Genomic DNA, 23,040 nt, shown 5'->3' on the forward strand with positions numbered 1-23,040 from the left:
GCGCACGCATGTTGAATACTGTGGGAACGACCTTGCTGGCGGCAGCCATTGCCGCCGCACCCATGACTTTGCAGGATTATCTGGCGCTGAGCGGCCCGGCGCCGACGCAGCATGTGGCTTACGGCCCGGCGCCTTCGCAGTTCGCGGAACTGTTCCAGCCGCCCGGCGACGGCCCGTTCCCGGTCGCGGTGATCGTCCATGGCGGCTGCTGGACCAAGGAGTTCGGCGGCATCACGCAGATGCACAATATGGCAGGGGCCTTGCAGCAGCAGGGCATCGCGGTCTGGAACGTCGAGTATCGCCGCTTCGACGAGGAGGGCGGCGGCTATCCCGGCATGTACCACGACGTCGCCACGGCGCTGGATCGCCTGCGTACGTTGGCGACGGAGCGTCGCCTGGACCTGTCGCGCATCGTGCTGGTCGGGCATTCGGCCGGCGGCCATCTGGCGCAGTGGGCGGCTTCGCGCGCGCGTCTGCCACGCAGCAGTCCCTTGTATGTGGCCGATCCGCTGCCGGTGTCCACCGTGATCAGCCTGGGCGGGCTGGCCGATCTGCGCAACGAGCAGTCGCTGATCAAGACCAGCTGCGACCGCGACATGGCGCAGTTGGCCGGCACCGCCAGCGCGGCGCGGCCGGACATCTTTTCCGACACGTCGCCCGCCGAGCTGCTGCCGGCCGGCGTGCGCACGGTGCTGATCCACGGAGAATTCGATACCATCTCGCCGCTGCGCGCGGGGCAGGATTATGCGCGCCGCGCCCAGGCGGCGGGCGACCAGGCCGAGGTGATCGTGCTGCCGGGCGGTAGCCATTACGACGAGGTGGCGGCCAGCTCGCCGTCGTGGACCATCGTGTCGGCACAGATCCGCAAGGCGCTGGGCCGGTAGCGCCTTCCCGCGCGCCGCCACCATGGATTCCCTGATCGCCGCCTCCGCACGCGCCCTCGCAGCCGGGGACGCGCTCGGCGCCCTCAAACGCGTCGCCCTGCGCGACGACCCGCCCGCGCTGGCCTTGCGCGGCATCGCCATGGCCCAGCTGGGCGAGCATGGTCGTGCGCGTGAATTGCTGCGGCGGGCCGCGCGCGGTTTCGGCTCCCATGAAGAATTGTCGCGTGCCCGCTGCGTGATCGCCGAGGCCGAGGTGGCGCTGGCCGTGCGCGACTTCACCGCATCGCCGCGCGCGCTGACGGCGGCGATAGCCACGCTGGACGCGCACGCCGACCACGCCAACGCGCTGCATGCCCGGCTGATCGCGGTACGCCGCCTGCTGCTGCTCGGCCGCCTGGAAGAAGCCGGCGCGGCGCTGGCGCAGTCCGACGCGCGCGTCGCACGCGCCACCTTGCCCGTGCCGCCTGCACTGGCGGCGGTGGCCGGGCTGGCTGCAGCGGAGCTGGCGCTGCGTTCACTGCGCATTGGCCCCGCGCAGGCGGCGCTGGAGCAGGCCCACGCGGCGGCCGAGCGGGCCGGCATTCCGGCGCTGCTGGCCGAAGTGGCGGAGGCCCGCTCAGCGCTCGACCGTCCCGCCGCATTGCGCCTGGCGGCCGGCGGCGAGCAATTGCTGCGCCTAGGCGAAGTGGCGGCGCTGCTGGCCTCCGACACACTGATGGTCGACGCCTGTCGTCGTGGACTGGGCAGCGGCGGCAAGTGGCAACCGCTGGCCCGCCGCCCGCTGCTGTTCGCCCTGGCGCGCTCGCTGGCCGAGGCCTGGCCCGGCGACGTCGCCCGCGAAGCGCTGATCGAATCCGCCTTCCGCACCCGCGACCCCGACGCCACCCACCGCGCCCGCCTGCGGGTCGAAATCGGCCGCCTGCGCGCGCTGGTCGCCGATCAGGCGCAGATCGCCGCCACCGCGCGCGGCTTCGTCCTGCAGCCGCTGGCGGGACGCGATGTCGCCGTGCTGGCCCCGCCCATCGCCGGCGAGCAGGCCGCGCTGGTGGCGCTGCTGTCCGACGGCGCGGCCTGGTCGACATCGGCCTTGGCGCTGGCCCTGGGCGCCAGCCAGCGCACCGTGCAGCGCGCATTGGCCGAGCTGGAGGAGGCCGGCCGCGTGCGTCCCATCGGCCGCGCGCGCACGCGCCGCTGGCTGGCGCCGCCGCTGGCCGGATACACGACAATCTTGTTACTCCCTGCGGCGCTGCCGTTGGAATAAAGTTCACTTGCGGCGCCGCGATGCGGCCCACCCAACCGACTCAGGAGGCAGCAATGAACACCAGCAAATCCAAAACCAAGACCCGGCCGGCCGAAATCGTGCGCGAATACGGCCCCTTCGACGGCGTCGAGCGCATCCACGGCGTCACCCACGACGGCCAGCGCGTCTGGGCCGCGACCGGCGCCAAATTGATCGCCTTCGATCCCGCCAGCGGCGACACTACCTGCGCGCTGGATATCGCCAGCGACGCCGGCACCGCCTTCGACGGCACGTATCTGTACCAGATCGCCGAACGGCGCATCGACAAGATCGACCCCGCCAGCGGCCAGGTGCTGGCGTCGATCCCGGCGCCGGGCGACGGCTACGACTCCGGCCTGGCCTGGGCCGAGGGCAGCCTGTGGGTGGGCCAGTACCGCGACCGCAAGATCCACCAGGTCGACCCGGCCACCGGCGCGGTCATCCGCAGCATAGCTTCGAACCGCTTCGTCACCGGCGTCAGCTGGGTGGACGGCGAGTTGTGGCACGGTACCTGGGAAGGGGACGAGAGCGATATCCGCCGCATCGATCCGCACAGCGGCGCCGTGCTGGAGCGGCTGGAGATGCCGGAAGGCGTAGGCGTCAGCGGCCTGGAATCGGACGGCGCAGGGCTGTTCTACGCCGGTGGCGGCGGCAGTGGCAAGGTGCGCGCGGTGCGCCGTCCGCAGTAGGGAAAGCTTCAGTATTCGTTGTACTTGCGGGCGTCGCCGCGCACTTGGGCAGCCGGATACTTGACCGCATTGAGCGCCATCTTTTCCACCGCGGCCGCGTACAGGTCGACGCCGCGCTTGTCGGCCAGCTGCACCAGGTAGAGCAGCACGTCGGCCAGCTCGTGGCGGATGGCGGTGCGTTTGGCGTCATCGAGTTCGTCGTCGGCGCCGGTCTTCAGCCACTGGAAATGCTCGGCCAGTTCCGCCACTTCCACCGACAGCGCCATGGCCAGGTTCTTCGGCGTGTGGAACTGCTGCCAATCGCGCTCGCCGGCGAACTGGCGGGTCAGGTCGCGCAGCGCGGTCAGGCTGTCGGCGGCGGAAGGGGAGGCGTGAGTCGTCATGATGGGCGGTGGCAGAGGAAAGTCGGTGCCGCCATGATACCATCGCCGCTTTGCCCGGCCTTCGCCGCGCGCCTCACTCCACTTCACCTTATGCAGAATTTTTTCGGCGCCATCGGGCGCTGGTACGACCGCCGCACCGCGCGCTTCAACCGCCCCGGCGCCCTGCGCCACGCCGCCTGGCTGGCGCCGCTGCTATTCGGCGCACTGTCGCTGCTGCTGGGCCAGGACAATAACTGGGACCTGCGCAACTACCACCTCTACAACGCCTACGCGCTGCTCAACGGCCGCATCGGCTTCGACCTGTCGCCGGGGCAGTGGCAAAGCTACTTCAATCCTACGCTGGACCTGCTGTACTACGGTTTGAACCGCGCGCTGCCTGCGCCGCTGGCCGGTTTCGCCATGGGCGCGCTGCACGGCCTGAACTTCGTGCTGGTGCTGGCCATCGCGCGCCTGCTGCTGCCGGCGCCGGACGCCGCCGACCGCCATCGCCTGCCGCTGCTGCTGGCGCTGGCCGGCACGCTGGGCGCGGGCTTCCTGTCCGAACTGGGCAACTCGATGGGCGACAACATGATCGCGCTGTTCGTGCTGGCGTCGCTGTACCTGGTGCTGCGCCACTGGCCGCGCTGGCGTGCCCTGGACCGGGGCGCCGTCGGCTGGCTGGCCTTGTCCGGCCTGGTCATGGGCCTGGGCACGGGCCTGAAGCTGACCAACGCCACCTTCGCGCTGGCGCTGTGCATGGCGCTGCTGACCATGGGCGGCAGCTGGTGGCAGCGCCTGCGCCTGTCGCTGGTGTACGGCGTGGCGGTGCTGGCCGGGCTGGCCGCCACCGCCGGCCACTGGTTCCTGCGCATGTGGCAGACCTTCGGCAATCCGCTGTTCCCGCAAATGAACGACTTGTTCCGCAGCCCGCTGGCGCTGCCGGTCGGCGTGGCGGACACCGCGCACCTGCCGCACGGCCTGGCGGAAGCGCTGCTGTGGCCTTTCATCTTCACGCTGGACGGCCATCGCGTGTCCGAGCTGGTGATGCGCCAGCTGATCTGGCCCGTGGTCTACCTGCTGTTCATCGCGCTGGCGCTGCGCCTGGTGGCCGGCCGCCTGCGCAGCGCCCCTGCACCGGCATCGGCGCCTGCGTCGGCAGCGGACGCCGACGGCCGCACGCGCTTCGTGCTGGTGTTCTTTGCGCTGGGCTATGTGGGCTGGCTCAAGCTGTTCGGCATCTACCGCTACCTGGTGCCGCTGGAGCTGCTCGCGCCGCTGGCGGTGTGGCTGCTGCTGCAGCGCCTGTGCAAGCCGGCGCTGGCCCGCCGCGCCGGCGCCTGGGTGCTGACCTTGTGCGCCATCGTGGTCTTCCCCTTCAGCACCTGGGGCCACAGCGGCTGGACCGCCAACGGCTTCAGCGCCGACGATCCCGGCCTGCCCGATCCGGCCCACAGCCTGGTCTACACCGCGCACGGCGATCCGCCTATGGGCTGGATGGCCACCCTGCTGCCGCCGCAGGTGCCGGTGGTGGCGCTGGCGGGCGGCTTCCCGGAGTCGCCGGCCTACCTGGAGCGCATCCGCGCGATAGCGGCCAGCCGCTCCGGCACCCACTATGTGATGCTGATCGGCGCCGCCAACCACGAGGAGATCACGCTGGAGAAGAAAAACCTGCTGGTGTCCTGGCTGGGCCAGACCGGCAGCGACGCCGGCTGCGCGCGGCTGGAGCGGATGATGAAGAAGGTGCGCTTCCACGTCGGCGTCGAGATGCTGGCGCAGCCGGACGGGCCGCGCTGCCGCCTGGAGCTGCTGCCGCCATACCGCATGGACCTGGCGGCCCGCAACCTGGAAGTGCAGCAGAAGGCGGCCCAGGACTTGCAGCGCTACGGCCTGCACGTGCGGCTCGACACCTGCCGCGTGCACCGCGCGGCGATCGGCAACGAGCCCTATCCCTACCAGTTGTGCGAAGTCGGCCCATAGCCGCAGCAAAGGGCGCCCATGGCGCCCTTTGAACGTTTTAGCCCCCGTTTTCTGCCGTTCGTCGCACGGCGCGGGCGGTGCGCGGGTGGCGGCGCTACAGTGTCGATACTATAACTTCAGGGACATCCCCATCATGCGTACCGCCATCTCCATCGCCGTCATCACCGCCTTCGCCACGCTCGCCGGCTGCGCCGTCATCGTCGTTCCGGACGACGGCAACGGCAACGTCCATTTCAATTCGGCTTTCGGCAGCTCGGCGGTGCAGGGCAACGGCCAGCAAGCTGTCGAACGCCGCGACGCTGGCAGCACCGACGGCATCGATATCAACGGCCCGGTCGTGGTCGAAGTGCGGGTCGGCGATGCGCCGTCGCTGCAGGTCGAAGGCGACAGCAACCTGCTGCCGATGCTGCGCACCGACGCCAGCGGCGGCTCGCTGCGGGTGTGGGTCGAAGGCCGCATCCAGAGTTCCGGCCCGCTGCGCGTGATCTACACCACGCCGCAGCTGCGCCAGATCCAGTCGAACGGCTCCGGGCGCCTGACGGTCAGCGGCTTGAACGGCGGCGCGCTGAGCCTGAGCCAGAACGGTTCGCGCCAGGTGCAGTTGTCGGGTAGCGTCAGCCGCCTCGATGCGCGCGTCAACGGTTCCGGCGGCGTCAATGCCAGCGGCCTGCAAAGCGGTTCCACCGTCGCCAGCATCAACGGCTCCGGGCGCCTGGACCTGGGCCGCCTGAACGGCGACACGCTCAGCCTGGACATCCACGGCTCCGGCGGCGCCAACGCCAGCGGCACCGTGCGCAATATGACGGTGCGCCTGTTCGGTTCGGGCAGCGCCGACCTGGCCGGCCTGACCAGCCAGAGCGCGGAACTGTCGTCGAACGGCTCCGGCAGCATCTCGGCCGGCGTCAGCCAGTCGGTGGTGGCCGACGCTTCCGGCTCCGGCCGCGTCACCGTGTACGGCAACCCGGCCCAGCGCACGCTGACAGGCAAGCGCGTCAGCGTGGTTCAGTAAGCAGCGCTTCGGCGGCCGGTTCTGCGCCGGCCGCCGGCGACGCATGGTCCGCCGCCTGCGCCAGCCGGCGGCGGAAGTCGAAGTAGTCATGGGCGCTGCGGCGCGGCGCCTCCAGCATCGGCAGGTGGCCGATGCCCGGCATCAGGATCACGCGGTGCTCGCCGAACAGCGCGGCCAGCGCGGCGGCCCCGGACGGATGCAGGATGCGGTCTTCTTCTCCCCAAACGATCAGCGCCGGCGTGCGCAAGCCATGGAACTGCCGCTCCAGCAGCGGCGACGCCGTCACCTGGCGCATGATCGCCGTGTGCAGCGCGAAGTCGGCCACGGCCCGCCGCGCCAGCGCGGTGCGCACCGAGTACGGCAGGAAGAAGGCGCGCTGCGAGGAACTGGCGATCAGCTGCGCGAAGTCGCGCTCCCGCGGCACCAGCAGCGGCATGGCGCCGGTGGCGCGGTAGCCGGTCAGCGCGGGCGAGCTTTGCGCGGCCTCGGTGCCCGCCGCATCCAGCAGCCACAGGCTGGCCACCCGCTCGGGATGGCCGGCGGCGAATTGCGCGGCGATGTAGCCGCCCATCGAATTCCCTCCCAGATGGACCCGCCCCGGCGCATGGCGGTCGAGGAAGATGCGCAGCCGTTCGACCTGCTCGGCGATGGCGTAGCCGGCCTGCGGATCGCGGCTGGCGTCGCCGAAGCCGGGCAGGTCGGGGATCAGCACGCGGTAGCGCGGCGTCAGGAAGCGGGCGATGCGGGTGAAGTTGTCCTTGTCGCCGGCGAAGCCGTGCACCAGCACCAGGACTTCGCCGCTGCCGCCCTCCAGGTAGGGCATGGAGCAGCCGGGCAGGGCGGCCTGGCGCAGCCGCAGGCCGGCGCGGCGCCGCTCCAGCGCCATGCCCAGCCGCGCCGCCCTCACCGGCGCCACGCGTTCGAACAGCAGGACGGCGGCCAACAGCGCCGCCGCCAGGGATAAAACGGTATAAATGATTATCATCGTTTGTCAGCGCACCTTAAAGAAGGACATCGAACTTTGGAGTTGCTCCGCCTGGCCGCTCATTTCCTCGGCGGTGGCGGCCAGCTGCTCGGAACTGGAGGCGTTCATCTGCGTGGTCTGGCTCAACTGGCTCATGGCGGAATTGATCTGGCCCGCGCCCGCGCTCTGCTCCTCCGACGCCGCCGTGATCTCCTGCACCAGGTCCGAGGTGCGCTTGATGTTGGGCAGCATGGTGTCGAGCAGCGCGCCGGCCTTCTCGGCCAGGCTGACGCTGCCGCTGGCGACCTGCTCGATCTCCTGCGCCGCCACCTGACTGCGTTCGGCCAGCTTGCGCACCTCGGCCGCCACCACCGCGAAGCCCTTGCCATGCTCGCCGGCGCGCGCCGCCTCGATGGCCGCGTTCAGCGCCAGCAGGTTGGTCTGGTAGGCGATATCGTCGATGATGCCGATCTTCTTGGCGATCTCGCGCATCGCCGTCACCGTCGAGCGCACCGCCTCGCCGCCTTCGCCGGCTTCCTGCGCGGCCTTGCCGGCCATGCCGTCGGTGACTTTGGCGTTCTCGGTGTTCTGCGCGATCGAGGCCGACATCTGTTCGATGGCGGCGCTCGATTCCTCGGCCGCCGCCGCCTGCTCGCTGGCGCCCTGCGACAGCGACTGCGCGGTGGCGCTGACTTCCTCCGAAGCGCTGGCCAGCGCCTCGGCGCCGTCATTGACTTCGCTGACCACCCGCGACAGGTTGGTGACCATGGTGTTCATCGCCGCCAGCAGGCTGGTGGTGTCGCCCGGCTTGATGCGTACCTGCTCGGTCAGGTCGCCGGAGGCCACGCGGTTGACGATGTGGGCGGCGTAATCCGGTTCGCCGCCCAGCTGGCGCAGCAGCACGCGCGTGATGAAGGCGGCGATCAGCGCCACCACCACCAGCGTGGCGGCGGCGATGATGATGGAGTTGCGCATCGCCACCCTCTTCATCGCCTCCGCGTCGTCGGAACCTTTCTTGCCCAGCTCGATGTTGTAGTCGAAGTGGTTGTCGATGGCGGCCTGCATCACCTGGATCTCGGGCCTGGCCTGCTCCAGCGCGATGCGCGCCTTCTCGTTGCGGTTGGCGCGCGACTCCACCAGCACTGCCTCGATCTGCGGCTGCACCTTGGCCCACGATTCCTTCTCGCGCGCCAGGATGGACTTGTCCTTGTCGTCCGACAGCAGGGCCTCGTATTTTTTCAGGTTGTCGTCGACCGCCTTGCGCATGTCGGCCACCTGGGTGTCGATCTCCGCCATCTTCTTGTCGTCGGTATTGAGCACGTGCTGGTTGACGCGGATGCGCATGCGCAGGAAGGCGTCCCGCAGCCGGTCCAGCACCACCAGGCTGGGTACCGTGTTCACGGTCGAATAGCTGGCCGATTCGTAGACCTTGTCCATCTGGTACTGGCTCACTCCGGCCAGCAGCAGGATGCCGGCCAATGCGGCGCCGGCCAAAACGATCATCTTGTGTGCGACTGTCAGTTTCATTGCGTCGTCCTCCCCAGTTGTCGATGGCTTATGCGGCCGCCACTGCCGTATTGCTTTGTAATCGTTCGATCAATGCCGCCAGCGGCATCGGCCGCGCATACAGATAGCCCTGCATGCAGGCGCAGGCATTGGCGATCAGGAAATCGGCCTGGGCCTGGGTCTCCACGCCCTCGGCCACCACCCGCAGCCCCAGGTGGCCGGCCATCGCCAGGATGGATTGCACCAGCGCGCGGCTGTTGGCGTCGTCCGGCGTGTCCATGATGAAGCTGCGGTCTATCTTCAACTCGTACAGCGGCATCTTCTTCAGGTAGGCCAGGCTGGAATAGCCGGTGCCGAAATCGTCGATCGAGAAGCGCAGCCCCAGCGCCGCCAGCTGGTGCATGCGGGCGATGGTTTCGTCCATCTTGTCGATCAACAGGCCCTCGGTCACTTCCAGCACCAGCATCGCGGCCGGGGCGCCGGTGTCGGCCAGCGTGCGCTGCACCACCTCGACGAAATCGGCCTGGCGGAACTGGGTCGGGCTGACGTTGACCGACAGCGGCATCGCCATCCCGGCCTGCGCCAGCCGCAGCACCGCCTCGCAGGCCTGGCGCAGCGCCCACGCGCCCAGTTCGACGATCAGCCCCGATTCCTCGGCCACCGGGATGAACACGTTCGGCGGCACCATGTCGCCGCCGGCCAGCGGCCAGCGCATCAGCAGCTCGCCGCCGACGGTGCGGCCGGTGCGGTCGACCTGGGCCTGCACGTGCATCTGCAGCTCACCGGCGGCCAGCGCTGCGGCCAGGTCGCGCTCCAGGGTCAGGCGCCGCTCGACTTCGGCCTGCATCGCCGTCTCGAAGAAGGCGATGCCGTTGCGGCCTTCGGCCTTGGCGCGGTACATCGCGGTGTCGGCTTCGCGCAGCAGGTCCTGCGCGCTCTGGCCCTCGGCGGCGGCGCCGCTCTTGGGCAGCATGGTGACGCCGATGCTGGCGGTGGAGTTGTAGCTCTGGCCTTCGATCTCGACGTCGCGGCCGATGGCGACGCGGATCTTCTCGGCCACCGTCAGCGCCGCGTGGGTGGCGGCGTGCAGGTCGTGCGCCAGGTGGCCGAGCAGCACCACGAATTCGTCGCCGCCGATGCGCGCCACGGTGTCGGCCTTGCGCATCAGCTGCGACAGGCGGGCGGCGGCGTTGCACAGCAGGGCGTCGCCGGTGGCGTGGCCGCGCGCGTCGTTGATGGTCTTGAAGCGGTCCAGGTCGATGAACATCACCGCGCTGTAGGTGGCGCCGCGCTCGGAGCTGGCCAGCAGCTTGTCGATGCGGTCCATCAGCAGGCGGCGGTTGGGCAGGCCGGTCAGCACGTCGAAGAAGGCCAGGCGGTGGATATCGTCCTGCGATTTCTTGCGCTCGGTGATGTCGCGCTCCACCGCCACCCAGTGGGTGTTGACGCCGCCCTCGTCGGCGAACGGCACCAGCTCGGTCTCCACCCAGTACGGCTCGCCGGCCTTGGTGTAGTTGAGCAGCTCGGCGCGCACCGCCTCGCTGCGCGCCATGGCGCGCTCGATGTGGTCCAGCACCGCCGTTTCCGTGTCCGGCCCCTGCAGCAGGCGCAGGCTGCGGCCCAGCACTTCGCCGCGCCGGTAGCCGGTGCGGCGCTCGAAGGCTTCGTTGACGAAGATGATGTGCTGGGCCGCCGCGCCGCCTTCCTGCCTGACTTCGGCGATCAGCACCATGTCGTTCAGGCGCGACACGGCTGCCGAGGTCAGGCGCAGTTCGGCGTTCAGCGCCGACAGTTCGGCCTGGTGGCTTTGCAGTTCGCTGAAGGAGCGCGCCAGGTGCTGCAGCAGTACGGCGCAGGACAGCGTCAGCACCGCCGTCATGAACATGAAGTTGATGGTGACGATGGCGGCCTTGAGGAAGCCGTAGTCCGGCATGCCTTCGATGTACAGCTTGGAGTTCTGCTCGAAGCCGACCACCATCACCGCCAGCCCGGCCAGGCCCAGCGTCCACAGCGCCGGCCGCAGGCCCAGCAGCAGCGCCGCCAGCACCGGGATGGCCATCAGGTAGATCTGGCTGACCGGCCCGACCTTGAGCAGCAGGCCGATGCCGACGATGAAGGCGACCGCCAGGAAGTTGAGCACGCGCAGGGTGTAGGGCAGGCGCCGCAGGCGCCAGATGCCGGCCAGCCACAGCAGCGCGACGATGTCGATGACGACGATGGACCACAGGCCTTCGCTGGCGGCCAGCAGCACGCTGGGCACGGCGGTGGCCGATCCGAGCAGGAACACGACCAGCAGCAGCTTCGCAAAGATTTGCGCGCGCCAGTGCGCGATGTCGTTCGGCACAGCCACCGTTCCTGCCTCCGGAATGCGTTGCGGGTTGGGGTCTTGATTCGGTGCTTTGATAGTACCCGCAATCGCCCGGCGTGTCAGCAGGGCAAGTTAGTCCCTGGCGTTGACGCTGCCGATACCGGCCACCGATTTGTTGACGGTTTTCGGGTGGCCGTAGTAGTCCAGCTCGCCCATGCCCTTGGCGACCGCGTTGAGCAGGTCGGTGGCGTGCACGCTGACATGGCCGACGCCTTCGAAGTTGACGTCCACCCGCTCAGCCACTAGCGATTTGGTATCGACCTCGCCGACGCCCCTGGCGTTGACGCGCAGGTACTTGACCTTGCCGTTGGCGACCAGGTGGCCGGCGCCCAGGTAGCCGATGTCGAGGCGGTCGGTGTTGACCTTGTTGAGGATGGTTTCGCCGGCGCCTTCGACCTTGACGCGGCTCAGCGACGGCACCGTGATGGTGATGCGCGGGTCTTTCTGCGACGACTTGAAGCTCTGGTCCGGCACGGTGATGCGCAGCTCGTTGTCCACCACCTCGGTCTTGAGCGCGGCGACGAACTTGTCTTCGCCGCTGACCACCACCGATTGCGTCTTGCCCACCTCCACCGTCATGGCGAACGCGCCCTTGGCGCTGATGGCGACGAAGGATGGCAGGGAACGGGTCGATTCGGCGGCCTGGGCGGCGGCGCTCAGGGCGAACAGGGCGGGGATCAGGACGGCGGCAGCGGTACGGCGCATGGTAAGACCTCGGTAAGTGATGAAATTTAACGTTGTTAATTTTAACAATGTTAATCTTACTGAAGCTGGCCGCCGCTGCCGACAAGTTTGCGACAAACTGCAAAAAAACGGCATTGTGTTGCGCTAAGGCTACGATAAACGGCGGGGCGTTGAAGGGAAAATGAAAGCAAAGCGGCGTATCATCGCCAGACGCCCCTCGTTGCGGGCGCGATTCGAACGATAACAAAGCATCAACCGCGAGACATGTCATGACTTCCTCTACCGCTTCCCACCCCCAGCAGTCGCGCTTCAGCACGGTTTTCCGCGTCGTCAGCGGCAACTTCATGGAGATGTTCGACTTCTTCCTGTTCGGCTTTTACGCCAACGCCATCGCCAAGGCCTTCTTCCCCAGCGGCGATGAAGTCGCCTCGCTGATGATGACCTTCATGACCTTCGGCGCCGGCTTCCTGATGCGCCCGCTGGGCGCCATCATCCTCGGCGCCTATGTCGACCGCGTCGGCCGCCGCCAGGGCCTGATCGTCACGCTGGCGCTGATGGCGCTGGGCACCTTGCTGATCGCCTGCGTGCCGGGCTACGACAGCATCGGCTACCTGGCGCCGGCGCTGGTGCTGACCGGCCGCCTGCTGCAGGGCTTCTCGGCCGGCGTCGAGCTGGGCGGGGTGTCGGTCTACCTGTCGGAAATGGCCACGCCGGGCCGCAAGGGCTTTTATGTCAGCTGGCAGTCGGCCAGCCAGCAGGTGGCGGTGGTGGCCGCCGCCGCGCTGGGCTTCGGCCTGAACCAGTGGCTGTCGCCGGCCGAGGTCGGCGCCTGGGGCTGGCGCATCCCCTTCTTCGTCGGCTGCCTGATCGTGCCGGTGTTGTTCGTGATCCGCCGCTCGCTGCAGGAGACCGAGGAATTCAAGGCGCGCAAGCACCGCCCGGAGGTGAAGGAAATCTTCCGCTCCATGCTCAACAACTGGGCGCTGGTGATCTCCGGCATGATGCTGGTGGCGATGACCACCGTGTCGTTCTACCTGATCACCGTCTACACGCCGACTTTCGGCAAGAACGTGCTGCACCTGTCGACCGCCGACGCGCTGATGGTGACGCTGTGCGTGGGCGTGTCGAACTTCCTGTGGCTGCCGGTGATGGGCTCCTTGTCGGACCGCGTCGGCCGCCGTCCGCTGCTGATCTGCTTTACCGTGCTGGCCATCTTCACCGCCTACCCGGCGCTGCACTGGCTGGTGCAGTCGCCCAGCTTCGGCCGCATGCTGGGCGTGGAGCTGTGGCTGTCCTTCCTGTACGCCAGCTACAACGGCGCGATGGTGGTGGCGCTGACCGAGGTGATGCCGGTCGAGGTGCGCACGGTGGGCTTCTCGCTGGCCTACAGCCTGGCGACGGCGGTGTTCGGCGGCTTCACGCCGGCCATCGCCACCGGCCTGATCGAATACACCGGCGACAAGAGCGCGCCGGGCTGGTGGATGACGTTTGCCGCCGTGTGCGGGCTGTGCGCGACGCTGGTGCTGTATCGCCGCCAGCAGCGCCAGCAGCGGCATTCGGCCGGGGCCGGCTCGACGGCGTAGCGCCAAAAAAAACGCCATGTGGCGTTGCGACGGTCTTGAACGTCGCAAGCGCACATGGCGTTTTTTTACGCTGCTGGCGGCGGCTTACTTGTTGCTCAGGCATTCCTTCATGAAGGTCTTGCGCTCATCGCCTTTTTTGCCGGTGGCGTCGGCATTACATTTCTTCATCTTGTCCTGCTGCGTCACTTTCGCCGCCGGAGCGTCGGCGCTCAGGCACTGCTTCATGAAGGCTTTGCGCTCATCGCCTTTTTTACCGGTCGCGTCGGCATTGCAGGTTTTCATTTTGCTTTGCTGGGCCGTCGGCTCGGCGGCGTTGGCGGTCACTGCGAACGCACCGCTCAGGGACAGGATCAGACTGGCAACGAACAGTTTTTTCATTTTCAATTCCTCGAAGGTCGAATGACGGTAGGGCGCGGCGTATGCTCCCGCCGCAAGGGCACTATAACCGAGTTGGCATCCGCCGGCCGTTTTTTACACGCTGTACGGGATGTAGCTGAAGCCGTTGCCGATGATGTGGATCAGCGCCGCCTGGTTCTCCGGGCTTTCGCTGAAGTTGACCAGCACGTTGGCGCGCGCTATGCCGATCTGCAAGTCGTGCAGCCAGTAGGCGTAGCCCTCGGCGTCGGGCGCGCGGTGCAGCACGTTGCTGTACAGCTGGGTGACGAAGTCTTCATTGCTGAGGTTGGCGCCATAGCGCCGTCCGAACTCTTCGCTGCCGATGAAGAAGCCGGCCGTGGCCTGCAGGCTCAGGCCCTTGTCCATATTGGCGATCCAGTAGCCCAGGCCGGATTCGTCCGGCGCGCGGTCGAAGGCGGCCTGGTACAAGCGGTAGGCCTTGCCGCCGACGCCGTCGACATCGAGCGCGATGGTCTTGTCGTCGAACAGCAGGCGTTCGACGCCGTCGAGGATGCTGGTGCCGCCGCCGGTGAACCGTTGGCTGACCTCGGTGTGGCCGTCGTGCTGGACGATGTTGTACTCGATCCGCTGGCCGGCAAAGATCGCCGTGTCGGTGCCGGCGCCGCCGTGGATGGCCGCGCCGCTGGGCTGGCCGAGCAGGATGTCGTTGCCGTTGCTGCCGGTGTCGGCGGCGGCGACGGTGCTGAACGTGTAGTGCAGGCCCGCGAAGGAATTGCCGGCCATGTCGACGATGGCGCCGGACGAGATATCGAGCGTGTAGGTGGCGCCTGGCGCGAGGTGGTGCCAGCCATGCAGCCCGAGATGGGTGAGCGGGGCGTCGCCGGTCGTGGTCCAGTCCAGCGGGACGTTCTTGCCGTCGGCATCCGTGAGCGTGATCTTGTTGTTGGCGGAGACCACGATCTTCTGGTTGAAGTCGATCAGGATGTTGTCGCTCAATCCCAGCGGCGAGCTGGCGCCCGCGACCGGCGCGGCCAGTTGCGGCGCGGGGTCCATCAGCGCGGTGGTCAGCGTGTAGTCGCCGGTGGCATGGGTGTCGGTGACGTTGGCTGCCACGGACAGGTAGTAGTCGCCGCTGCTGGCGGCCTTGTAGCCGAACGCCGAGCCGAACGGCCCGCCGGTATGCGCCACCTGCGTGCCGTTGCTGTTGTACAGCGTAGCCCCGTAGCCGTATTTGGCATTCAGGCTGTTGTTGTGCAAATCGAAGGCATAGGACATGCCCTGCTGCAGCGTCACCTTGACCGTATCGACGTCTCCCGCATAGTTGAGCGTGCCCTTCATCGGGGCGCCGATCGTCAGGCTGCTGGCGTCCTGTACTTTGTCGGCCCGGTAGTCATCCTTGCCCAGCGACGTGGCCAGCAACTGATAGCTGGTGGGGCCGGCCTCGGGACGTTCGCTGACGGCCAGATAGGCGTCGCCGCTTACCCGCGCGTAATACAGTTGATAGTTGGCAGAGGGGTCGTAGCTCAGGTAGATCGAAGTGCCGCCTGAGTAGGGTTGGCTGTCGGTGATCAGCAAGTCTGGCAGGCCCGGGCTTGATGCGCCATTTGCAGACGCGATCTGGAAGCCATAGTATTGGCCTGCCTGCACGGCGACCTTGTAGACGTCCTTGTCGCTGGAAACTTCCAGCCTGCCGTTGGTGGCGCCGAAGTTGATCCGGGTGGCGCTGGCCGGATCGTTGCCGGCGTCGTCGCCGGCACCCAGTGCCGCGTTCAGTACATAGTTGCCGGTCTGCTGGCCGGCGACCATCTCGACATAATAAGTGCCGGTAGCGGCCGCCCGATACGACAGCTGCGGCCCCTGGGATTCGGTGTTGCTGCTGACGCCGGCCAGCACATGACCTTGCCCATCGACGAGATTCATAACGGTGGAAAAATTCCCGCTCAGCAGTCTGGCGCCGGTGCCATTCTTGAGCGACAGTTCATAGGTGGCGCCGGCCGTCATGTCGATCGCGAACCAGTCGCGGTCGGCGCTGCGCTCCAGCGTGCCGGTCGCGCTGCCGCCGACGGCGAGCGTGCCGGCGGCGCCGGCGCTGGCGCCGAAATCGTCCGCCGGCGCGGTGGCGGTCAACTTGTAGTGGCTGCCGTTGACGCCGGTGATGGCGACGTAGTAGTCGCCGCTGGCCGCCGGCGTGAAGTTGGTGTCGGGGTACAGGTAATTCGACGTGGCGATCGCCTTGCCATCCTTGTCCGTGACCGTCAGCGACTGCGAGCTCATCGGGGTGTCCGGGGTCAAGGTCAGCACATACGTGGTGCCGCCCTGCAGCGCGAGCTTGACGACGTCGACATCGCGTTCGAAGTTGATGGCGCCCTCGATGGTGGCGCCCACGCTCATCGGCGAGGCCGAGGCGGCATTGCCGCCGTAGTCGTCCGGTATAGGGTTCGATGCCTTGAGGGTATAAGGATCGTGGCCGGCGTGGCGGTATTCGAACACCGAGACGACGATGGAATAGGTGCCGCTGGTGGCCGCGGTGAAGGTCGTGGGGAGCAGGTTGGAGCCGTCGGAGCGAGGCGTGGCTTCCGCGACCTGCTTGCCTTGCTCATCCAGGATCTGGAACTGGAGGATGTCTTTGTCGCGCTGGTCGCCGGTGAGATTGATCGTATAAATCTGGCCGGCTTGCACCTGCATATGAAAGCGGTCTGCATCGAAGCCGTAGTCCAGGCGGCCAGTGATTTGGCTGCCTGCCACAAGCACGCCGGGGGTGCTGTCGTTGCCCGAATAGTCGTCCACGCGGTTAACCGCGCGCAGATTGTAGTCGCCCACAACGTTGCCGCCGACGGCGACAAAGTAGTCGCCGGCTGTGGTCAGCTCCAACGGCGCATAGGGATCGGCCAGCTCCTTGCCCTGGGCGTCGTAGACGGAGAAGAAGGTGGGGAGCAACAATCCGTTGGGGTAGGAGAAGGTGTAATGCTGGCCTGCTTCCGCATGAAATTTATACCAGTCGACATCGCCGGCGACATCGAAGCGGCCGGTCACGGTGGCCCCCGCCGCCAGCACGCCGGTGGTGTGGATATCGGCCGACAGCGCATCGGGCTGCTGGACCGCGGCCGAGATCTTGTAGTCGAGTTTTCCGTTCGGAAGAGTGGTGACAGCATATCCTTCCGCTGCAATGAAATAGTCGCCGCCGACGGCGGGCGTGTAGGCGATGGCGGGGCCGGCGTCGTTGCCACCCATGGCGGCAACGACGCTGACGTTGCCGTAGTACAGATTTAAATTGGCGTTCTTCAGTACATAGTCATTGCCGATGCCAAACATCGATGTCATGGCAAACACGTAGGAGGTTCCTGCCTCCAGGTGGACTTTGAACCAGTCGCTGTCCCATTGGCTCTCGAAGCTGCCCTGCGTGGTGCCACCGACGGCGACCGTGCCGGTGGTGGAAGAATTGCTGCTGTAGTCGTCGGTATAGGGCATGAGGTGGGGGCGGCGCGCAGGTGGGCTAAGTTTTGCATTTTAGCATTTTTGCCATTATGAAAACTCACCAATACCCACGCGCCGCCGGTTTCAATCCCCTGCGTGCGCCGCCTCTTCGACAAACACCGCGGTGCTGCGCGCGGCGATGCTGAACTTGCCGCCGGCGCTGCTGTAGCTGCCCAGGCGCGCGCCCTTGCCGCCGTCGGCGTTCAACAGCACCTTGTGCAGCGCCAGCTTGCGGCCGGCCAGCTCCGGCACGGCGATGGTGCGGGCCACCTTGTCGACATTGAACAGCACCACCACCGCGTTGTAGCGGGCGCCGTCGTAGCGGCGCGGATGCTGGCCGTCGATGCTCATGACGATCATCCCCGGCACCTGCTGCGGCCCGGTGTTATGGAAGCGCAGCCGCTCCGACACGTCCTGCGCCGTGCGCAGGCGGAACAGGCTGCTGTCCTGGCGGATCGCCAGCAAGTCGTTGACGGCGTTGCGCGCGCCGACGATGGCGGCGCTGTCCGGCTTGAGCAGCGGATTGGCCAGCAGCGGCGACATCAGCGGCCAGTTGTCCTGGTTGACGCCCGCCATCGGCAGGCCGACGCCGAAGTTGTTCGACTGGTAGCTGTAGTCGAGCTTGTTGAACCAGTCGCCGGCGTCGTAGCTGTCGCGGTCCATCGACTTCGAGCGCAGGATTTCCTGGCCCGCGTGCAGGAAGGGCACGCCCTGCGACAGGATGTTGATCGCCGCGCCCAGGTTCTGCACCTTCACGCGGTCGGCCATGCTGGTGCCGAGCGGCAGCTTGTAGGCGTTGAGGTCGTACAGCGTCTGGTTGTCGTGCGCTTCGACGTAGTTGATGGTCTCGGCCGGGCTGGCGGCAAAGCCCGCCTGTTGGCCGAAGTAGTCGATCTGCGCGTTGCTGCGCAGGGCGCCGCTGCGGTCGACAAAGCTGTAGTCGCGCAGCGTGCCGGACAAGGCCACCTTGACCAGGTCGCCCAGGCGCAGCAAGTCGTCCCTGGTTTGCGTCGATTGCGCGTTCGGATCGGTGTAGACGCCGTTGATGTAGCCTTGCTGGCTGATCAGGCTGGAACCGCTGTCGCAGCAGCCGCCGCCGCGCACGCTGTCGCGGATGCGGTCGTTGAACGAGCCGATGCCGCTGCCGTACATATTGGCCTGCCGCGCCTGCACGAAGCGGGCGTCGTTGCCGACGGCGCCGAAGTTCCAGGCTTCGCCGTACAGGTAGATGTCGCGTCCGGCCGCGCCGTTGACGGCGGTCTGCAATTGCTTCATCACCGCCAGCGGCGTGAAGCCCATGATGTCGAAGCGGAAGCTGTCGACCTTGTAGTCGCGCGCCCAGGTGCTGACGGAATCGATCATCAGCTTGGCCATCATGGCGTTCTCGGACGCGGTGTCGGCGCAGCAGCTGTCGTTGGTGATGCCGCCGCCGGCGTTGAGGCGGTAGTAGTAGGCGGGCACGATCTTGTCGAGCACCGACAGCGGGCCCTGCTGCGAAGCGCTGGTGTGGTTGTAGACCACGTCCATCGTCACCCGCAGGCCTTGCTTGTGCAAGCCCTGCACCATGGCGCGGAACTCGCGCACGCGCACCGCGCCATCGTTGGCGTCGGTGGAATAGCTGCCTTCCGGCGCCGTGTAGTGGACCGGATCGTAGCCCCAGTTGAAGCAGTCGCCGCCGCGCGTGGCCTCGACGGCAGCCTGCTGCGCGCTGGAATCGGCGGCGGCGTTGGGAATGGTAGGCGTGGTGCAGCCGGCTTCGTTGACGCTGGCGTAGTCGAACGACGGCAGCAGGTGGATGTGGGTCAGGCCGGATTGCTGCATCAGGCGCAGGTGGCGCATGCCGTTGCTGTCCTGGTCGGTGAAGGCCAGGTATTTGCCGCGGTGCGCGGCCGGCACCGTGGCGTCGCCGGCGCTGAAGTCGCGGATGTGCAGCTCGTACAGCGCGATGTCGGTCGGGCTGTCCAGGCGCGGCAGCGGATGGTGGTCCCAGCCGTCCGGCTTGAGCGCGGCGCTGTCGAGGTTGGCGACGAAGCTGCGCTGGCTGTTGGCGTTCAGGCTGAACGAGTAGGGATCGGTCACGCTGTTGTCGACCAGCGTGTTGCCGGCCCAGCGCGACAGCACCTGCACCTTGTAGGTGTAGTAGTAGCGGTTGACCCAGCCGGCGTCCGGCGCGGTGTAGCTCCACACGCCGCTGGCGGCGTCGCGGCTCATCGCGCGCGTCAGCGTGCTGGCGCTGCTGGCGTCCGGATAGAGCTGGAGGCTGACCGACTTGGCGGTCGGCGCCCATACGCGGAAGGTCGGCACGCCGTTGCGGTCGTAGCTCAGGCCCAGCGTGGCGCTGGCGGCGGCCGGGGCGAACACGCTGTCGAGCATGCCGCTCATCTGCAGCGAGGTCACTTGCAGCAGCTTGCCGTTGGCGTCGAAGCGGGCGACGGCGAACTGGCCGCTGGCCTTGGCGGCGATGCCTGCCGCGTCGGCATCGCTCATGGTCAGCGCGGTGGCGCCGGCCAGGTGCGGGTATTTTTGCTGCAGCGGCGCCGGCAGCGCGCCGGTGTTCAGCGCGATGCTGCCGTCGGCGCCGGTGACGCCGGCCGCGCTGGAGCCCAGGCCGCCGTTGGCCGCGTAGTACAGGCGGTAGCTGCCGTCGGCGGACGCGCCCGGCCAGGCCAGCGTGGCGGCCGTCAGCCAGTGCGCGCTGGCGTTGTTGAGGTTGCCGTAGCTGATGGCGGGCGGCGCGCTGTAGACGGTGCAGTCGCCTTCCAGCATCCAGACTTCCTGGCCGTTGGCGGCGATGTCGGGCGCGAAGTTGGCCGACTGGTCGTTGCCGCAGTTCTTGTTGCCGCTGCCGTCAGTGACCAGGAACCAGATCGCCGATTTGGCGGTGTTGACGGGGATGTCGACGTAGCCGCCGAAATCGTCGCTCTGGGTCATCATGAAGCGGCCGCTGATCCAGCCCGGGCTGGGGTTGACCGGGCCGTCCCACGAGTACACGCCCCACTGGCTGGCGTCGCCGGCGGCGCGGTGGAAGTGCATGCGGATGTTGGCCGGGGCGGGCGGCGCCGCCGCCAGTCCCGATACCATCTTGCCGCCCAATAGTTTGTTGCCCGGGGCGGTGGCGCCGCCGTCGCTGCCGCCGCAGGCGGCCAGCAGGGCGAGCATGCCCATGGCCGTGACGGTTTTCAAATGAGAAACTAAACTACAGTGAAGTTTCATGCTGTCTCCGTATTTTATGACTCCAGTCATCTGAGGACTGGATGGGTCTGTAATATTACTACTTAAAAAATATGGAAATGATAAATATTTCAATCGAGTGTTGCGGGCTGTGGACAGGCGCATTTTCTGCTTCTGTTTGAAAGTATTTCTTGGCTTTCCCCGTTTTTGGATAGCCGCGGCCGGCCTACCATGCTCACGGTAGAAAATTTCAAAAGGCAAATCGAATGAAGCAGGTAATCAGGCTCGGCCACATCGACCTCAGTTTTCACGCCGCCAGCGCGGCCGTGGTCCAGCGCATCCTTGAGCGGCATGGCTATGCGGTGCAAAGCTCGGCCTCGCCGCATGAAGAGATGTTCCGCCGCTACGGCGCCGGCGAGGTCGACATGCTGGCCTCGGCATGGCTGTCGGCCAGCCATGGCGCTTATCTGGCGCCGTATCTGGCGCGGACGCGCAAGCTCGGCGTTTTGTACGAACCGTATTGCATCTGGGGCGTGCCCGATTATGTGCCCGAGGAAGTCGTGGCCTCGGTGGCCGATCTGGCCGCGCCGGCGGTCGCCGCGCGCATGGACAAGCTTTTGCAGGGCATCAATCCCGGCGCGGGCATCAGCCGTTTTTCGCGCCAGATGATGTCGGCGTACGGCCTGGAGCAGCTGGGCTACCGCTTTGAAAACGGCAGCGAAGACGATTGCTTCCGCCGTTATGAAGAGGCCGTGCGCCGCGGCATATGGCTGGTCGTGCCGCTGTGGCACCCGCAGTTCCTGCACCACGGCCTGCGCATCCGCGCGCTGGCGGAGCCGCAGGGCTTGCTCGGCGGCCGCGACGAGGCCACCCTGATTGCGCACGAAGCATGCGCCGCCGCCATGGCGCCCGAGCTGTTGGCGCAACTGAATGAGCTGAACCTGGGTAACAGCGCGATCAGCGAACTGGATCACATGATTTGCCGTCAGCGCTTGTCGCCGTTGTCCGCAGCGGATGTCTGGCTGGCGCAACGGGGAAAATAAAACGCCGCCCGGAGGCGGTGTCGTGCGTGGCGGGCCGGGCTGGCGTTACACGCTGTATGGAAGGTAGCTGAAGCCGTTGCCGATGACCTGGACCAGCGCCGCCTGGTTCTCCGGGCTTTCGCTGAAGTTGGCCAGCACGTTGGCGCGCGGCACGCCGATCTGCAGGTCGTGCAGCCAGTAGGCATGGCCGCCGGCGTCGGGCGCGCGGTGCAGCACGTTGTTGTACAGCTGGGTCACGAAGTCCGCGTCGCTGAGGTTGGCGCCGTAGCGCCGGCCGAACTCTTCGCTGCCGATGAAGAAGCCGGCGGTCGCCTGCAGGCTCAGGCCCTTGTCCATGTTGGCGATCCAGTAGCCGAGGCCGGACTCGTCCGGCGCGCGGTTGAAGGCGGCCTGGTACAGCCGGTAAGCCTTGCCGCCGACGCCGTCGATATCGAGCGCGACAGTCTTGTCGTCGAACAGCAGGCGTTCGACGCCGTCGAGGATGTCGGTGCCGCCGCTGCCGTTGACCGGTTTGATCTCGGCGTGGCCGTTGCGCTGGAGGATGTCGTAGTTGCCGGCGTTGCCGGCGTAGATGACGGTGTCGGTGCCGGCGCGGCCGTGGATGGCGGCGCCGTTTTCCTTGCCGATCAGGATGTCGTTGCCGGCGGTGCCGGTGGCCGCCGCGGCCACGGTGGTGAAGGTGTAGTGCAGGCCGGCGTAGCCGGTGCCGTTCAGGTTGCTGATGGCGTCGGCGGCGATGTCCAGCGTGTAGCGCGTGCCTGGCGCGAGGTGGACCAGGGGATCGATCGTCAGGTGGGAGCCGCTCACGCTCAGGATTTCCGCCAGCGGGATCTCGTTGCCGGCGGCGTCGGTGAGCGTGATGCCGCTGCCGTCGGGCGCCAGGATCTTCTGGTCGAAGTCCAGCGACAGCGCGTCGGTGAGGCCGAGCCGCGCCACGCCGCCGGCAACCGGTCCCGCCAGTAGTGGCGCGGCGTCCTGCGCGCTGGTGCTGACGATGTAGCTGCCGGTGGCGGCGGCGTCCACCTGGTCGGCCTTGATCGACAGGAAGTAGTCGCCGGTGCCGGCGGCCTTGTAGCTGAAGCTGTTGTCGTAGCTGGCGACGTATTTGCCCTTGGCGTCGTACAGCTCGAACACATAGGTGTACTGCGGATTGAGTCCGCCGATGTCGCCTGCTTGCAGGTCGAACTGGTAGGTCGTGCCTTGCTTGAGCGCGACCTTGATCAGGTCGACGTCGCCGGCGTAGCTGAGCGCTCCCTTGGCCTGGCCGCCGATGGCCACGCTGCCGGCGGATTTCTGGTCGTTGCCGTAGTCGTCGGCACCCAGCGAGACGGCCGACAGCGTGTAGCCGACCGGCTGATAGTTGCGGTCTTCGCTGACGTTCAGGTAGACATCGCCGGTGGACGTGGCCGTGTACAGCTTGTAGCCGTCGACGGATCCCGGCGAGAGCAGGCCCAGCGGCTTGGACTGCGCATCGGTGACGGCCAGGCTGGGCCATTGCGACGGCAAGCCATCGTGTTGCAGCTGGAACGCATAGACCTGGCCCGCAATCACGGAAACCTTGTACACATCGATGTCGGTTGCCACCTCCAGCTTGCCGTTGGCGCTGGCGCCGATGGCCAGTTGCGTGGCGCTGTCGGGCTGGTTGCCGACATCGTCGTCGATGGAGGTGTCGTGAAGGATGATCATCGGT

General features: G+C 67.3%; 16 protein-coding genes. 7 read left to right on the forward strand and 9 right to left on the reverse strand.

The genetic code is table 11. From position 1 onward, the window contains the following. Window positions 1-8 precede the first annotated feature (8 nt). The 3 genes from GEV01_RS27800 to GEV01_RS27810 are packed head-to-tail and all read left to right on the forward strand — an operon-like array spanning window position 9 to window position 2,852. Window positions 9-884, forward strand: coding sequence for an alpha/beta hydrolase (locus tag GEV01_RS27800; RefSeq protein ID WP_152809240.1), 876 nt, complete (start codon window positions 9-11; stop codon window positions 882-884). A gap of 22 nt (window positions 885-906) precedes the next feature. Further along, window positions 907-2,145 (forward strand): helix-turn-helix domain-containing protein, encoded by a 1,239-nt coding sequence (locus GEV01_RS27805; RefSeq protein ID WP_152809242.1) that lies wholly within the window; start codon window positions 907-909, stop codon window positions 2,143-2,145. 53 nt (window positions 2,146-2,198) lie between these two features. Beyond that, on the forward strand, window positions 2,199-2,852 hold the full coding sequence (locus tag GEV01_RS27810) for a Vgb family protein (RefSeq protein ID WP_152809244.1): 654 nt from the start codon (window positions 2,199-2,201) through the stop codon (window positions 2,850-2,852). Window positions 2,853-2,860: 8 nt separating this feature from the next. Here the strand turns inward: GEV01_RS27810 and GEV01_RS27815 are convergent, their stop codons facing one another. Continuing rightward, window positions 2,861-3,235 carry a nucleotide pyrophosphohydrolase gene (locus GEV01_RS27815; RefSeq protein WP_152809246.1) on the reverse strand — a complete coding sequence of 125 codons (375 nt, stop codon included), beginning with the start codon at window positions 3,233-3,235 and terminating at the stop codon, window positions 2,861-2,863. Between the two features lie 90 nt (window positions 3,236-3,325). On the opposite strand from GEV01_RS27815, the gene GEV01_RS27820 reads away from it, so the two are divergent. Together GEV01_RS27820 and GEV01_RS27825 are read left to right on the forward strand one after the other, a co-directional pair. Further along, entirely contained in the window at window positions 3,326-5,191 is a 1,866-nt protein-coding gene (locus tag GEV01_RS27820; protein ID WP_175023255.1) for a glycosyltransferase 87 family protein, read from the forward strand. Between the two features lie 133 nt (window positions 5,192-5,324). Next, window positions 5,325-6,200, forward strand: coding sequence for a head GIN domain-containing protein (locus tag GEV01_RS27825; protein ID WP_152809250.1), 876 nt, complete (start codon window positions 5,325-5,327; stop codon window positions 6,198-6,200). On the opposite strand, the gene GEV01_RS27830 is transcribed toward GEV01_RS27825, so the two are convergent. The 4 genes from GEV01_RS27830 to GEV01_RS27845 form a co-directional block, all read right to left on the reverse strand. Continuing rightward, a complete protein-coding gene (locus GEV01_RS27830; RefSeq protein WP_152809252.1) occupies window positions 6,184-7,185 on the reverse strand; it encodes an alpha/beta fold hydrolase in 1,002 nt (333 codons plus the stop codon). The genes GEV01_RS27825 and GEV01_RS27830 overlap by 17 nt on opposite strands. 6 nt (window positions 7,186-7,191) lie before the next feature. Then, complete coding sequence (locus GEV01_RS27835) at window positions 7,192-8,691, reverse strand: methyl-accepting chemotaxis protein (RefSeq protein WP_152809254.1); 1,500 nt, start codon at window positions 8,689-8,691, stop codon at window positions 7,192-7,194. Window positions 8,692-8,719: 28 nt separating this feature from the next. Beyond that, on the reverse strand, window positions 8,720-11,014 hold the full coding sequence (locus tag GEV01_RS27840) for a putative bifunctional diguanylate cyclase/phosphodiesterase (protein ID WP_328595648.1): 2,295 nt from the start codon (window positions 11,012-11,014) through the stop codon (window positions 8,720-8,722). Window positions 11,015-11,110: 96 nt separating this feature from the next. Then, window positions 11,111-11,743, reverse strand: coding sequence for a GIN domain-containing protein (locus GEV01_RS27845; RefSeq protein ID WP_152809255.1), 633 nt, complete (start codon window positions 11,741-11,743; stop codon window positions 11,111-11,113). Window positions 11,744-11,991: 248 nt separating this feature from the next. Between GEV01_RS27845 and tcuC the strand changes: the two genes are divergently transcribed. Beyond that, a complete protein-coding gene (tcuC, locus tag GEV01_RS27850) occupies window positions 11,992-13,305 on the forward strand; it encodes an MFS transporter (protein WP_152809257.1) in 1,314 nt (437 codons plus the stop codon). An 84-nt stretch (window positions 13,306-13,389) separates the two neighbouring features. Here tcuC and GEV01_RS27855 read toward each other — a convergent pair whose 3' ends face one another. From GEV01_RS27855 to pulA, 3 genes are all read right to left on the reverse strand, one after another. Beyond that, window positions 13,390-13,683 (reverse strand): PsiF family protein, encoded by a 294-nt coding sequence (locus GEV01_RS27855; RefSeq protein WP_152809258.1) that lies wholly within the window; start codon window positions 13,681-13,683, stop codon window positions 13,390-13,392. A 93-nt stretch (window positions 13,684-13,776) separates the two neighbouring features. Continuing rightward, entirely contained in the window at window positions 13,777-17,130 is a 3,354-nt protein-coding gene (locus GEV01_RS27860; RefSeq protein WP_152809260.1) for a DUF4214 domain-containing protein, read from the reverse strand. A 90-nt stretch (window positions 17,131-17,220) separates the two neighbouring features. After that, window positions 17,221-20,319: a pullulanase-type alpha-1,6-glucosidase gene (gene pulA, locus GEV01_RS27865; protein WP_235914611.1), complete on the reverse strand. Its 3,099-nt coding sequence runs from the start codon at window positions 20,317-20,319 to the stop codon at window positions 17,221-17,223. 254 nt (window positions 20,320-20,573) lie between these two features. On the opposite strand from pulA, the gene GEV01_RS27870 reads away from it, so the two are divergent. Further along, entirely contained in the window at window positions 20,574-21,350 is a 777-nt protein-coding gene (locus GEV01_RS27870) for a glycine betaine ABC transporter substrate-binding protein (protein ID WP_152809264.1), read from the forward strand. A gap of 45 nt (window positions 21,351-21,395) precedes the next feature. Here GEV01_RS27870 and GEV01_RS27875 read toward each other — a convergent pair whose 3' ends face one another. Beyond that, window positions 21,396-23,036 carry a DUF4214 domain-containing protein gene (locus GEV01_RS27875; RefSeq protein ID WP_152809266.1) on the reverse strand — a complete coding sequence of 547 codons (1,641 nt, stop codon included), beginning with the start codon at window positions 23,034-23,036 and terminating at the stop codon, window positions 21,396-21,398. Between the last annotated feature and the right edge of the window lie 4 nt (window positions 23,037-23,040).

Source organism: Rugamonas rivuli, assembly GCF_009380165.1.
Classification (GTDB): domain Bacteria; phylum Pseudomonadota; class Gammaproteobacteria; order Burkholderiales; family Burkholderiaceae_D; genus Rugamonas; species Rugamonas rivuli.

Excerpts from the sequence above, each read along its gene's own strand:
- GEV01_RS27875 (WP_152809266.1), bottom strand. The coding sequence starts at position 23,036 with ATGATCATCCTTCACGACACCTCCATCGACGACGATGTCGGCAACCAG.
- GEV01_RS27870 (WP_152809264.1), top strand. The coding sequence starts at position 20,574 with ATGAAGCAGGTAATCAGGCTCGGCCACATCGACCTCAGTTTTCACGCC.
- GEV01_RS27825 (WP_152809250.1), top strand. The coding sequence starts at position 5,325 with ATGCGTACCGCCATCTCCATCGCCGTCATCACCGCCTTCGCCACGCTC.
- GEV01_RS27860 (WP_152809260.1), bottom strand. The coding sequence starts at position 17,130 with ATGCCCTATACCGACGACTACAGCAGCAATTCTTCCACCACCGGCACG.
- GEV01_RS27820 (WP_175023255.1), top strand. The coding sequence starts at position 3,326 with ATGCAGAATTTTTTCGGCGCCATCGGGCGCTGGTACGACCGCCGCACC.
- GEV01_RS27815 (WP_152809246.1), bottom strand. The coding sequence starts at position 3,235 with ATGACGACTCACGCCTCCCCTTCCGCCGCCGACAGCCTGACCGCGCTG.
- GEV01_RS27800 (WP_152809240.1), top strand. The coding sequence starts at position 9 with ATGTTGAATACTGTGGGAACGACCTTGCTGGCGGCAGCCATTGCCGCC.
- GEV01_RS27830 (WP_152809252.1), bottom strand. The coding sequence starts at position 7,185 with ATGATAATCATTTATACCGTTTTATCCCTGGCGGCGGCGCTGTTGGCC.
- GEV01_RS27845 (WP_152809255.1), bottom strand. The coding sequence starts at position 11,743 with ATGCGCCGTACCGCTGCCGCCGTCCTGATCCCCGCCCTGTTCGCCCTG.
- GEV01_RS27835 (WP_152809254.1), bottom strand. The coding sequence starts at position 8,691 with ATGAAACTGACAGTCGCACACAAGATGATCGTTTTGGCCGGCGCCGCA.
- tcuC (WP_152809257.1), top strand. The coding sequence starts at position 11,992 with ATGACTTCCTCTACCGCTTCCCACCCCCAGCAGTCGCGCTTCAGCACG.
- GEV01_RS27805 (WP_152809242.1), top strand. The coding sequence starts at position 907 with ATGGATTCCCTGATCGCCGCCTCCGCACGCGCCCTCGCAGCCGGGGAC.
- GEV01_RS27810 (WP_152809244.1), top strand. The coding sequence starts at position 2,199 with ATGAACACCAGCAAATCCAAAACCAAGACCCGGCCGGCCGAAATCGTG.
- GEV01_RS27855 (WP_152809258.1), bottom strand. The coding sequence starts at position 13,683 with ATGAAAAAACTGTTCGTTGCCAGTCTGATCCTGTCCCTGAGCGGTGCG.